Below are 12,040 nucleotides of genomic sequence, written 5' to 3' on the forward strand. Positions count from 1 at the left end.
CCGGAATTACACCATAATCAATCGCTTGAACAGAAGTTGTTGCACGTCCTGCCGATGCGCCAGAATCGCATGGGCAGTGACGACCTTTCCTTCAACGGAATAGAGAATGCGATAACCGTCAGCGTGGTTAAATTCACGGTATTTCGCGCAGCCAATTTTCATCAGTTCAGGACAGATCTGGCTTCCCTGGGGAAACTGCCCCACGATTTTTTCAAACTGTGCGAGGATTTCAGCAATCATGGGGCGTGGCTCTAATCCTGCCCGGCGGAGGTGAGTCGCAATATCGTTGATGCAGTGCCTGACCGTCAGCGTATACGTAAAAGTTATCTTAGGTTCCATTTAAGATCCTTCATCCCTTCGGCGTTTTGTCATTCAGCAAGTTCATCCAGCAACTGTTCTTTGCTGAACACGCGCCCTTCAGCCTTGTCTTTTTCCGACAGGGTAAGCAGTTTTAACAACGCAATGGCATTCTCACGTTCCTGCTGCTGTTCGTAAGATTCGATAACATAAGCCGGCACGCCATTCTGTGTCACTAAGATGGGTTCAGAGAGATCGAGCGTCGCCGCATTTTTTTTAATGTAGCTAATGGTTTCGACTTTCATCGTCAGTTTATCCTCGTCAGTTATCGGTTCAAATATAGACCATATTCAGACCGACAACAAGAGAGCGGATGGCGCCGATAACGCAGCGCCTCCGGGCAACTCCTGGACGGTTAAACCATTACTCCCCTATCGCCTGGCGGATTTGTTCTAACGACGCCGGATCGTCAATGGTTGTCAGATCGCCAGGATCACGGCCTTCGCAAATCGCCTGGATCGTGCGGCGAAGCATTTTACCGGAGCGGGTTTTTGGCAGTTGCGAGACAAACCAGACGTGGGCGGGACGGCCGAAGTTGCCAATCTGGTTGTCCACCAGCGCCATGATCGCCTTCTCTTCCGAGTGCGCCACGTCGCTGTCCTCCAGGCTGTCGCTCTGTTTGGGAATGACAAACGCCACCGCCACCTGCCCTTTGAGCGCATCTTTCACCCCGACGACCGCCACTTCGGCCACGTTCGGGTAACTGGAAATACTCTCCTCAATTTCCCGCGTGCCCAGCCGGTGCCCGGCAACGTTAATCACGTCATCCGTTCGACCGAGGATAAAGTAGTAGCCGTCGGCGTCACGGATGCCCCAGTCGAACGTGGCATACACCTGACGGTTGAACAGCGACCAGTAGGTCTTCACAAACCGTTCATCGTCGCCCCAGATGGTCTGAATGCACCCCGGCGGCAGCGGCCCTTCGATAACCACCATCCCCTTCTCATTGGTGCCGCAAGGTTCGCCGGTCACTTCATTGAGCAACTGCACGTTATAGCCGTACATGGGCACGCCGGGGCTACCGAGGCGCGTAGGGCGATCGTCCAGCACCCGGGCAATCGCCATGATCGGCCAGCCGGATTCCGTCTGCCAGTAGTTATCGATTACCGGTACGTTCAGCGTTTGCGTCACCCAGCTCGCGGTCGGTTCATCCAGCGGTTCACCGGCCAGATAGAGCACCTCCAGCGAGGAGAGATCGTGATTGCGGATCTGCGCGGTCGGAAATTTCTTCAGCACGCGAATGGCGGTCGGTGCTGAGAACATCCGGCTCACCTGATATTTCTCGACAATCTTCCACCACACGCCACAGTCAGGATAGGTCGGCAATCCTTCATACACAATCGTTGCCATCCCCGCCAGCAGCGGCGCATAGACGATATAGGAGTGTCCGACGACCCAGCCGATATCCGAGGCGCAGAAAAACACGCCGCCCGCTTTACCGCCAAAAATGGTGTCCATCGAGGTCGCCAGCGCCACCGCATAACCGCCGACATCACGCTGTACCCCTTTCGGTTTGCCAGTCGTGCCGGAAGTATAGAGAATGCACGAGGTTTCACTGGATTCCAGCCAGGTGACCGGCACGCGTGCGCCGAGATGCTGCTGGCGCAGCGTGGCGAAATCGAGATCGCGCCCGGCGACACGCGTCATTTTCGCCAGTCCGCGATCCACCAGCAGCACCTGTTTTGGCGGATGCTGCGCCTGCGCGATGGCGTCATCGAGTAGCTTTTTATAGGGCAACACTTTGCCACCGCGCGCGCCCGCATCCGCTGAGACAATTAACACCGGCTTCGCATCATCAATTCGCGCCGCCACGCTGTGCGAAGCAAAACCGCCGAATACCACGGAATGAATCGCGCCAATGCGCGCGCAGGCCAGCAGCGTAATGTGGGCTTCCGCAATCATTGGCATATAAACCAACACCCGATCGCCGCGCTGCACGCCAAGCGATTGCAGCATCGCCGCCACTACGTTGACTTCGTCATACAACTGGCTGAAGGTGAACGTTCGCTCCTCGTCGGTCTCTGATGAGACGGCGATCAGCGCCAGCGCCTCCGGCTGTTTCTCCAGCCAGCGATCAATCGCGTTATGGCACAGATTGGTGGTTCCGCCACAGAACCACCGGGCAAAAGGCGGATGGCTGTGATCCAGCGTCCGGGTAAACGGCGTTTGCCAGTCGATTCGCTTCGCCTGTTCAGCCCAGAATGCCTCCGGCTGGTTAATAGAACGCTGATAAAATTCGTTAAAAGACATAATGCTCTCCTGTTGAACTTACGCCTTACTGCTTGCTGGCTCAGATGACGTATAAGTCGAGGTACTCATTGACCGGCATCTGCTCCAGGCGCGTTCTGTCCAGGGAGACATCCAGGATGCGCTGCTGCTGGCGGGCCGGGAACTGGCGCGCCAGGTTGATTTTGAATTTTTCGATAAGTTTCGGGATCCCGTCAGTACGGCGACGTGCGTGACCAATCGGGTATTCCACCACCACCTCGTCAAACTGCGTGCCGTCGGTAAATTCCAGGGTAATGGCATTGGCAATCGCGCGTTTTTCCGGGTCATGGTAGTCCGCGGTAAAAGCGGGATCCTCAACGCAGCGGATCTTCTCGCGCAGGGAATCAATCCGCTTGTCCTGCGCCACACCGTCCTCATAATCCGCCGCCGTTAAGCGTCCAAACAGCAGCGGGATCGCCACCATATACTGAATACAGTGATCGCGATCGGCCGGGTTATTCAGCGGTCCCTGCTTATCGATGATGCGAATGCAGGCTTCGTGGGTGCGAATGGTCACTTTTTCGATATCGGCTGCGCTTTTACCCGCCGCCAGTATCTGCGCATACAAGGTCATTGCCGCTTCAACCGCCGTCTGGGAGTGGAACTCCGCCGGGAAAGAGATTTTGAACAACACATTTTCCATCACGTAAGAACCGTACGGACGCTGGAAGTGGAACGACTCGCCGTTGAACGAGACGTCATAAAAGCCCCAGGTTTTCGCCGTCAGCGCCGACGGATAGCCCATTTCACCGGTTTTCGCCATCAGCGCCAGACGCACCGCGCGCGAGGTCGCATCGCCTGCCGCCCAGGATTTACGCGTACCGGTATTCGGCGCATGGCGATAGGTGCGCAGCGACTGCCCGTCGACCCACGCCAGCGAGACCGCGTTGAGGATCTCATCACGCGTCAGTCCCAGCAGTTCAGCAACCACGGCGGTGGAAGCGACTTTCACCAGCAGAACGTGATCGAGTCCCACGCGGTTAAACGCGTTTTCCAGCGCGATACAGCCCTGAATTTCGTGGGCCTTGATCATCCCGGTCAGCACCTGCTTCATCGTCAGCGGCGCTTTCCCCGCCGCGACCGCATTGCGCGACAGCCAGTCCGCCGTCGCCAGGATCCCGCCGAGGTTATCGGAAGGATGCCCCCACTCTGCCGCCAGCCAGGTGTCGTTAAAGTCCAGCCAGCGGATCATCGCGCCAATGTTAAACGCGGCCTGTACCGGGTCGAGCTGAAACTGCGTCCCCGGTACGCGCACGCCGTTGGGCACCACGGTTCCCGGCACAATCGGTCCCAGCAGTTTTTTACAGGCCGGGTATTCCAGCGCTTCCAGCCCACAGCCCAGCGTATCGAGCAGACAGTAGTGCGCGGTGTCATAGGCCACCTTTGAGGTAATGTCGTAATTGATGACGTAATCCACGATATCAACGATTTCACGGTCGAATTCCGGGCGGGCATTATTCATTTGAGCAGACATTCAGTGTTTTCCTTTTTGTTATATGCAGAGGTTTACTGGCGCTGATCGAGCGCGACAAAGGGGCGGTCTTCCGGGCCGGTGTAATTGGCGGAAGGACGGATGATTTTGTTGTCCTGACGTTGTTCAATGATGTGTGTCGCCCAACCGGTGACACGGGCGATGACAAACAGCGGCGTAAACATTTCGGTGGGAACGCCCATCATGTTGTAAGAAACCGCCGAGAACCAGTCGAGATTGGGGAACATCTTCTTCGTTTCCCACATCACCCCTTCCAGACGATCGGCAATGTTGTACATCTTCAGCGAGCCGCCCTCTTCGGAGAGCTGTTTCGCCACGCGCTTGATCACCTGATGACGTGGGTCGGCAAGGGTGTAAACCGGATGCCCAAAGCCAATCACCACCTCTTTGTTTTCCACGCGCTTACGAATGTCCGCCTCGGCTTCATCCGGCGTTTCGTAACGCTGTTGGATCTCAAGCGATACTTCATTCGCCCCGCCGTGTTTCGGACCGCGCAGGGCGCCAATAGCCCCAATAATCGCCGAGTAAACATCCGAACCGGTGCCGGCGATCACGCGGCTGGTAAAGGTGGAGGCATTGAATTCGTGTTCGGCATACAGCACCAGCGAGATGTGCATGGCTTTTTCCCAGCTTTGTGACGGTTTTTCGCCATGCAGCAGGTGCAGGAAATGGCCGCCAACAGAGTCATCATCGGTTTCTGGTTGAATGCGTTCGCCGTTGTGGCTGTAGTGATACCAGTAGAGAAGAATCGAGCCGAGTGATGCCAGCAGTTTGTCGGCAATATCGCGCGCGCCGGAAACCGTGTGCCCCTCTTTTTCCGGTAAGGTGCATCCCAGCGCCGATACGCCGGTGCGCATGACGTCCATCGGATGCGACGCCGCCGGCAGCGCTTCCAGCACGGTCCGGACGTTGGCCGGTAATCCGCGCAACGCTTTGAGTTTATTTTTGTACGCGGTGAGTTCATCGCGGGTGGGCAGCTTGCCGTGGATCAATAAATGCGCCACCTCTTCAAATTCACAATGCTGCGCGAGGTCGAGAATATCGTAACCGCGATAATGGAGATCGTTACCGCTTTTACCGACGGTACACAGCGCGGTATTTCCCGCCGGTACGCCGGACAGCGCAACCGATTTTTTAGGCTTAATGACATGGGTGTTATTTTGCAGGATCGTTGTGTCGCTCATGTTGTCCTCGTCATTATTATCATCTGTAGGGTGCTGAGGGTCTTCGTCCAGACCGGATAAACGCAGTTGTGTAGGCCTGATAAGGCGCAGCCGCCATCAGGCACTGCCGGATGGCACTGCGTTTATCCGGCCTGCGGTTTCAGGTTCAGGGCATCAAGCTTCTCTTCGTATTGGTAATAATTAATGCTTTCGTACAGCTCGTTGCGGGTCTGCATGATGTCAATCACGCTCTTTTGCGTTCCTTCCTGACGCAGCACGTGGTAGACCTTTTCTGCGGCCCGGTTCATGGCGCGAAACGCCGACAGCGGATAGAGCGCCATGCCAACCCCGGCACTGCGCAGTTCGTCCGTGGTGAACAGCGGCGTGGCGCCAAACTCGGTAATATTGGCAAGAATGGGAACCTGGACCGCGTCGGCAAACTGGCGATACATCGCCAGCTCCGTGATCGCTTCCGGAAACAGCATGTCGGCCCCCGCTTCCACATAGGCCTGCGCACGATCGACAGCCGCGTCTAATCCTTCCACCGCCAGAGCATCAGTCCGCGCCATGATCACAAAGTGAGGATCGGTACGGGCATCTACCGCAGCGCGAATACGATCGACCATCTCTTCTTTTGAGACGATCGCTTTATTCGGGCGATGTCCGCAGCGTTTGGCGCCAATCTGATCTTCAATGTGTAACGCGGCGGCTCCCGCTTTGATCATCGATTTCACGGTACGCGCGACGTTAAACGCCGACGCACCAAAACCAATATCGGCGTCCACCAGCAGCGGCAGCGGGCAGACATCGGTGATGCGACGAATGTCGGTCAGCACATCGTCCAGCGTAGAGATCCCCAAATCGGGCAGTCCCAGAGAACCGGCCGCCACACCGCCGCCGGAGAGATAAATCGCCTGATACCCGGCACGCTGCGCCAACAGAGCATGGTTTGCATTAATGGTGCCAACGATTTGTAAGGGGTTTTCTTTGGTGAGTGCAGCGCGAAATGCCTGACCCGGAGAATCCTGAGACATAATCCGTCCTCATGTTATCAACTTGTTTCTTTTTGTTGATTCACATAAAGCAAGGGCTATGCCAAAGACGGTTTACGACAGGATAATTTCTATAACTACAGAGATAACAATAAGATAAAGTGAACGAGTAAATGAAGTGCGGAAAAAAGCGTGTCAGCTAACGTTTCATGAAACGCCTCTGCCTGTTTCATTGCAACAATGTTGAAACAAGACTACACCCACTATTCTGTCCTTTTTTTATGGCTGGGTTGGCTATGGCAACGACACCTCTTCCCCCACGGGTGAATGACGATAAGCCGGTTATCTGGACGGTCTCGGTAACGCGGCTGTTCGATCTGTTTCGCGATATCAGTCTGGAGTTCGATAACCAGGCGACCATCACCCCGATCCAGCTCGGCTTTGAAAAAGCGGTCACCTATATCCGAAAAAAACTGGCGACTGAACGCTGTGACGCGATCATTGCCGCCGGCTCCAACGGCGCATATCTCAAAAGCCGTCTGTCGATTCCGGTGATCCTGATAAAACCAAGCGGTTTTGACGTCCTGCAGGCGCTGGCAAAAGCAGGGAAACTGACCGCCTCCATTGGCGTGGTGACCTACCAGGAAACGCTGCCCGCGCTGATAGCCTTCCAGAAAACCTTTAACCTGCGCCTGGAACAGCGCAGCTACGTCACCGAAGAAGACGCGCGGGGACAAATCAACGAACTGAAAGCCAGCGGCATTGAGGCAGTGGTCGGCGCGGGATTGATTACCGACCTTGCAGAAGAGGCCGGTATGACCGGTATTTTTATCTATTCCGCCGCCACGGTGCGGCAGGCCTTCAGCGACGCGCTGGACATGACCCGCCTCACCCAGCGTCATCGCGGCCCCTATACCTCCGGGCAGGCGCTGCGCACGCGTTATGAACTGGCGGATATCCGCGGGCAGTCAGCGCAAATGGAACAGGTGCGCCACACCATCATGTTGTATGCCCGTTCGCGTGCAGCCGTATTGATTCAGGGTGAAACCGGAACGGGAAAAGAGCTGGCGGCGCAGGCCATTCACCGGGAATTTTGTACCCACCAGGGTAAGCGAAGCGATAAATCTTCGCCTCCCTTCGTGGCGGTAAACTGTGGGGCTATCGCCGAATCATTGCTTGAAGCAGAGTTATTTGGTTATGAAGAAGGCGCTTTCACCGGATCGCGACGGGGTGGTCGGGCCGGACTGTTTGAAATCGCCCACGGCGGGACGCTGTTTCTTGATGAAATCGGTGAAATGCCGCTGCCGCTACAAACTCGCCTGCTGCGCGTGCTGGAAGAGAAAGTGGTCACGCGTGTGGGAGGGCATCACCCCATTGCGGTGGAAGTGCGGGTGATTAGCGCCACCCACTGTAATCTGGAAGACGAGATGAAACAGGGTCAGTTTCGCCGGGATCTGTTTTATCGCCTGAGTATTTTGCGCCTGTCGCTGCCTGCGTTACGGGACCGGCCCGGCGATATTGTTGCCCTGGCGGAAGGATTTTTAAAACAATCACTGGCTACGCTTGCTGTTCCCTTTAGCGAGTCCCTTCGGGCCGGACTGGCACAGAGTGCTGGTAGCTTGCTGCACTACGCCTGGCCGGGGAATATTCGCGAGTTACGCAATATGATGGAACGACTGGCGCTTTTTTTAAGCGTGGAACCGATGCCGCCCCTTGACGAGCCGTTGTTACAGCAGATCTTGCCGGAGATCACGGAGAGCGCCGCCCCCGCATCCCTTACGCCTTTCGCGACGCCACAGCAGGTTCTGGCGCATTTTAACGGTGATAAAGCGGCTGCGGCACGCTTTCTTGGGATCAGCAGAACCACGTTCTGGCGCAGAATGAAAACCTGAATTGCCGGATGACACTACGCTTATCCGGCCTACACAGGTTTATCACTCCGTAGACCGGTTTACGTCGCCATCCGGCAACATCACGCATTATTTTTTCTTGTAGATATCTGCCGTACCGTGGATTTTGTTATCGGTTTGACCTGAGGTCAGCACCACCACATCAGCCCCTTTTTCCTCGGCTTTTTTCAGCAGATCTTCTCTGGCATCCTGCGTCGAGGTTTCGTTGCTGGTATTAATGTTACCGATCTTCGTGTATTGCGACTCTACCTTCTCAAACTCGGCTTTAGTCATCATCTCCGCTGCAAACGCATTACTCACAACAAAAGCCAACGCACCAATCAAAACTTTATATCCAGTTTTCATCGTTAAACTCCAGGTTATGTTATGACGCTATCATCGCCCCTGAATGCTTACCGCTATTCAAGGATGATTAATAACTAGTTCAGCTTCCGGGAAAGATCCAGAGTCATTTCAGGGTTATGTTACTTTTGCGGTGTCAGTCTGCTGCAGGGGATATTCCTTATTACTTACTATATTAAATCCTGCAAACATACCTTTTTACATGAGCATAACCGTGAATGGACTTATATTCAGGAATGGTCTTTCTTGCTCATGGCTCGACATAATATTTATTGCTTAAGGAAGAGTCCATTTATGAAAATAAATAACCCCTGTTTTTCAGCTTCTCTTTTATCCATTGCCATTTCAATAGCATTAACCTCCACCGCCGTAGCCAATAATATCAATGCGTTCTCTATTTCACCGCCCACAGGCGTGGATGACATTGTGACCATTAATAATGGGGAAAACATCACCTTGTCCGCGACGGAAAATACCGGGGACGGGTGGAATAACTTTAAAAGTCTCAGAGTGGGCGAGAGTTCAGACGGCACGCGTAATATCGGTGAGCTAAAAATGGGTGTTGAAGGACAACTGAGTTCACGTCTGCAACTGTGGGGCAATGTCGCTCAGCAGATTGGCAACAACGGCTACAGCGATACCCAGGGAATGTTAGGAATGAAATACAGCTTCTGATCCCGCAACCACCCGTGATAACACGGGTGGTTTTCCTCTCCGGTCACGCCCTTTGTGATCCCATTCGCATCAACCCTGTTTTGCGACAAATATGATGAGGCTAATTTATTCATTCCAGGGATATGTGGTTTATGGAACCTCTGCATGCGGTTTTCCTTACTGTCAGCCTGTTCGTTCTGACCTTTTTTAATCCCGGCGCGAATCTGTTTGTGGTTGTGCAAACCAGCCTGGCGTCCGGGCGACGAGCAGGCGTGTTGACCGGTCTTGGCGTGGCGTCAGGTGATGCGATTTACTCCGGACTGGGCCTGTTTGGTATGGCGACACTGATTACCCAATGCGAAGCCCTGTTTTCGGTGATTAAAATTGGCGGAGGCGCCTATTTACTGTGGTTCGCCTGGAATAGCGTTCGTCACCAGGCGACACCGCAAATGCCTGCGCTGCAACAGCCCGTTTCCGCACCGTGGATGACGTTTTTTCGCCGGGGATTGTTAACCGATCTGTCAAATCCGCAAACCGTACTGTTTTTTATCAGTATCTTTTCCGTCACGCTGAGTGCCGACACGCCAACGTGGGCCAGAATGTTGGCCTGGGCCGGGATCGTATTTTCTTCGATTATCTGGCGCGTCTTTCTGAGCCAGGCATTTTCGTTGCCCGCCGTTCGCCGGGCATACGGCAGAATACAACGCATCGCCAGCCGGATTATTGGGGCGATTATTGGCCTGTTCGCCTTACGGTTAATTTATGAAGGGATGACGCACCGCTAAGGTTTATCCTGTTCAGGCAAAGAAGAAGCGGATGGGACGGAATGTCCGGCTTCTTCTTCGTCTGAACGGGCCACGGGATGTGAAACGACAGGTCAAAAGGTGAATAAAACAACCTGCGGTGCTCAACTAACAAACATCAGCGCATTAAACGCCCGTTTTAGCCATGTGTCAGTGCTACCAATCAGGCATTCGTTGCCGATTTCTGCTCTGATGTAACCTGCGCGTTTTCCAGCATCCGACGCACCGGAATAATCAGCACGATCAGCACCGCAGCACAAATCAACAGGGCAACAGAACAGCGGGCGAAGAGATCCGGCAGCATGTCGAGTTGGTCGGCTTTGACGTGTCCACCAATCAGACCCGCCGCCAGGTTACCCAGCGCGCTGGCGCAGAACCATAAGCCCATCATCTGGCCTCGCATTCTCTCTGGCGCTAACAGCGTCATGGTCGCCAGACCAATTGGACTCAGGCAAAGCTCACCCAGCGTCAGCATCAGAATACTGCCCACCAGCCAGAACGGAGATACACCTGCGCCACCATTGTTCAGTACGTTTTGCGCCGCCATCATCATCAGGCCAAAACCCGCAGCCGCACACAGAATACCGATAACAAACTTGGTAATACTGCCTGGACGCACGTTTCTGCGTGCCAGCGCTGGCCAGGCCCAACTGAAGACCGGAGCCAGTAAAATAATGAACAGCGCGTTAATCGACTGGAACCAGACGGCGGGAATTTCGAAATCGCCTATCATGCGGTTGGTATAGTCGTTAGCAAAAAGGTTGAACGACGTCGGTTTCTGTTCAAAGGCTGACCAGAAAAAGGCCGCAGACACCAGCAAAATAAAGCAAACCAACAGCCTGGCGCGCTCTTTGCGCGTCAGTCCGGCAAACACAAACAGGTAGATAAAGTAGAGCGCGACAGACGCAGCAATGACATAAACCAGCATACTGGCAACCGCAACCGGATTAATGACAATCACACCCTGCGCAATCAGCGTCACGATAATGGCGACCCCCACTGCCAGCGCCAACAGCCAGCCACCAACGCCGTTTTTCTTCACAACCGGACTGTTCCAGGTAGAATCCAGACCGACTTCGCTGTCATAGCGCTTCATGGCAGGCACGGCGAACACGCGGAAAATCACCAGCGCCACCAGCATCCCAATACCACCGATACCAAAACCCCAGTGCCAGCCGTGAGACTTGATCAACCAGCCTGAGATCAACGGGGCAATGAACGACCCTATGTTAATCCCCATGTAAAACAATGAGAATCCGCCATCGCGACGTGCATCACCTTTCTTATAGAGTGTGCCCACCATGACCGAAATACAGGTTTTAAACAGGCCGGAACCCAGCACGATAAACATCAGGCCGATGAAGAACAGATTGTCCCCCATCCATGCGGACAAGGCGATTGACAGATGACCGAGCGCTATCAGGATAGAACCGTACCACACAGCGCGTTGCTGCCCGAGCCAGTTATCCGCCAGCCAGCCGCCTGGCAGCGCCGCCAGATACATACTGCCCGCAAAAATACCGACAATCGCAGAGGCGTTTTCTCGCGCCAGCCCCATACCGCCATCATAGACCGTCGCCGCCATGAACAGGATCAGTAACGGACGAATACCGTAAAACGAAAAACGTTCCCACATCTCGGTGAAGAACAGTGAACCCAGCGGATAAGGATGGCCGAAGAACGTTCGGCTTTCATTTTTTTGAACAGAGGAATGCATAATTTCTCCCGAAATGGTGTGTCGTGGTGCTTATCGCCACTGAATTCCCCGTCAGCCATTTATATATCTGGCCGATCATTTACATTCAGCGAAATATTATTTAACCATATGATAACCGCAAGACAGTTTTGTCTGATGCTATCCCTGGGACTTTAAGATGAAAATTCGATAGATGTCTAGTTTTGTAGATTTTATGTTTGGTCGGGAAGGATAATGATTGACTTTGACGGCTGGCGGCAGGTTTCAAATTGTTGTTGCCGGATGGCGGCGATGCCTTATCCGGCCTACTAAATACGCTCACAAACAGGCCCGGTACGCGTATACAGTACCGGGCAAGCCACA

General features: G+C 54.2%; 10 protein-coding genes and 1 pseudogene. 3 read left to right on the forward strand and 8 right to left on the reverse strand.

Annotated features, from left to right (window positions below; all coding sequences use genetic code 11):
- Positions 1-6: 6 nt before the first annotated feature.
- From WB371_RS16170 to prpB, 6 genes are all read right to left on the reverse strand, one after another.
- Positions 7-339: a type II toxin-antitoxin system RelE/ParE family toxin gene (locus WB371_RS16170; RefSeq protein WP_336221058.1), complete on the reverse strand. Its 333-nt coding sequence runs from the start codon at positions 337-339 to the stop codon at positions 7-9.
- A gap of 29 nt (positions 340-368) precedes the next feature.
- On the reverse strand, positions 369-602 hold the full coding sequence (locus tag WB371_RS16175; protein ID WP_336221059.1) for a type II toxin-antitoxin system Phd/YefM family antitoxin: 234 nt from the start codon (positions 600-602) through the stop codon (positions 369-371).
- Positions 603-720: 118 nt separating this feature from the next.
- Positions 721-2,607, reverse strand: coding sequence for a propionate--CoA ligase (gene prpE / locus WB371_RS16180; protein ID WP_336221060.1), 1,887 nt, complete (start codon positions 2,605-2,607; stop codon positions 721-723).
- A 40-nt stretch (positions 2,608-2,647) separates the two neighbouring features.
- The gene (locus WB371_RS16185) at positions 2,648-4,099 is read right to left on the reverse strand and encodes a bifunctional 2-methylcitrate dehydratase/aconitate hydratase (protein ID WP_336221061.1); all 1,452 of its coding nucleotides are present in this window, start codon (positions 4,097-4,099) and stop codon (positions 2,648-2,650) included.
- Between the two features lie 32 nt (positions 4,100-4,131).
- The gene (prpC, locus tag WB371_RS16190) at positions 4,132-5,301 is read right to left on the reverse strand and encodes a bifunctional 2-methylcitrate synthase/citrate synthase (protein WP_336221062.1); all 1,170 of its coding nucleotides are present in this window, start codon (positions 5,299-5,301) and stop codon (positions 4,132-4,134) included.
- A 122-nt stretch (positions 5,302-5,423) separates the two neighbouring features.
- Positions 5,424-6,314: a methylisocitrate lyase gene (gene prpB / locus WB371_RS16195; protein WP_336221063.1), complete on the reverse strand. Its 891-nt coding sequence runs from the start codon at positions 6,312-6,314 to the stop codon at positions 5,424-5,426.
- A 254-nt stretch (positions 6,315-6,568) separates the two neighbouring features.
- On the opposite strand from prpB, the gene prpR reads away from it, so the two are divergent.
- Complete coding sequence (gene prpR / locus WB371_RS16200; protein ID WP_336221064.1) at positions 6,569-8,164, forward strand: propionate catabolism operon regulatory protein PrpR; 1,596 nt, start codon at positions 6,569-6,571, stop codon at positions 8,162-8,164.
- A gap of 87 nt (positions 8,165-8,251) precedes the next feature.
- On the opposite strand, the gene yahO is transcribed toward prpR, so the two are convergent.
- Positions 8,252-8,527: a DUF1471 family periplasmic protein YahO gene (gene yahO, locus WB371_RS16205; protein ID WP_336221065.1), complete on the reverse strand. Its 276-nt coding sequence runs from the start codon at positions 8,525-8,527 to the stop codon at positions 8,252-8,254.
- Positions 8,528-8,953: 426 nt separating this feature from the next.
- Between yahO and WB371_RS23855 the strand changes: the two are divergent.
- Together WB371_RS23855 and WB371_RS16215 are read left to right on the forward strand one after the other, a co-directional pair.
- Positions 8,954-9,199, forward strand: a pseudogene (locus tag WB371_RS23855) (autotransporter outer membrane beta-barrel domain-containing protein); the annotation flags it as partial.
- A 131-nt stretch (positions 9,200-9,330) separates the two neighbouring features.
- The gene (locus WB371_RS16215) at positions 9,331-9,963 is read left to right on the forward strand and encodes a LysE family transporter (protein ID WP_336221067.1); all 633 of its coding nucleotides are present in this window, start codon (positions 9,331-9,333) and stop codon (positions 9,961-9,963) included.
- 181 nt (positions 9,964-10,144) lie between these two features.
- Here WB371_RS16215 and WB371_RS16220 read toward each other — a convergent pair whose 3' ends face one another.
- Positions 10,145-11,698 carry a peptide MFS transporter gene (locus WB371_RS16220; protein ID WP_336221068.1) on the reverse strand — a complete coding sequence of 518 codons (1,554 nt, stop codon included), beginning with the start codon at positions 11,696-11,698 and terminating at the stop codon, positions 10,145-10,147.
- Between the last annotated feature and the right edge of the window lie 342 nt (positions 11,699-12,040).

It is taken from the genome of Citrobacter amalonaticus, from assembly GCF_037053465.1.
Classification (GTDB): Bacteria; Pseudomonadota; Gammaproteobacteria; order Enterobacterales; family Enterobacteriaceae; genus Citrobacter_A; species Citrobacter_A amalonaticus_H.

Excerpts from the sequence above, each read along its gene's own strand:
- prpC (WP_336221062.1), bottom strand. The coding sequence starts at position 5,301 with ATGAGCGACACAACGATCCTGCAAAATAACACCCATGTCATTAAGCCT.
- prpB (WP_336221063.1), bottom strand. The coding sequence starts at position 6,314 with ATGTCTCAGGATTCTCCGGGTCAGGCATTTCGCGCTGCACTCACCAAA.
- WB371_RS16215 (WP_336221067.1), top strand. The coding sequence starts at position 9,331 with ATGGAACCTCTGCATGCGGTTTTCCTTACTGTCAGCCTGTTCGTTCTG.
- prpE (WP_336221060.1), bottom strand. The coding sequence starts at position 2,607 with ATGTCTTTTAACGAATTTTATCAGCGTTCTATTAACCAGCCGGAGGCA.
- yahO (WP_336221065.1), bottom strand. The coding sequence starts at position 8,527 with ATGAAAACTGGATATAAAGTTTTGATTGGTGCGTTGGCTTTTGTTGTG.
- WB371_RS16175 (WP_336221059.1), bottom strand. The coding sequence starts at position 602 with ATGAAAGTCGAAACCATTAGCTACATTAAAAAAAATGCGGCGACGCTC.
- prpR (WP_336221064.1), top strand. The coding sequence starts at position 6,569 with ATGGCAACGACACCTCTTCCCCCACGGGTGAATGACGATAAGCCGGTT.
- WB371_RS16185 (WP_336221061.1), bottom strand. The coding sequence starts at position 4,099 with ATGTCTGCTCAAATGAATAATGCCCGCCCGGAATTCGACCGTGAAATC.
- WB371_RS16170 (WP_336221058.1), bottom strand. The coding sequence starts at position 339 with ATGGAACCTAAGATAACTTTTACGTATACGCTGACGGTCAGGCACTGC.
- WB371_RS16220 (WP_336221068.1), bottom strand. The coding sequence starts at position 11,698 with ATGCATTCCTCTGTTCAAAAAAATGAAAGCCGAACGTTCTTCGGCCAT.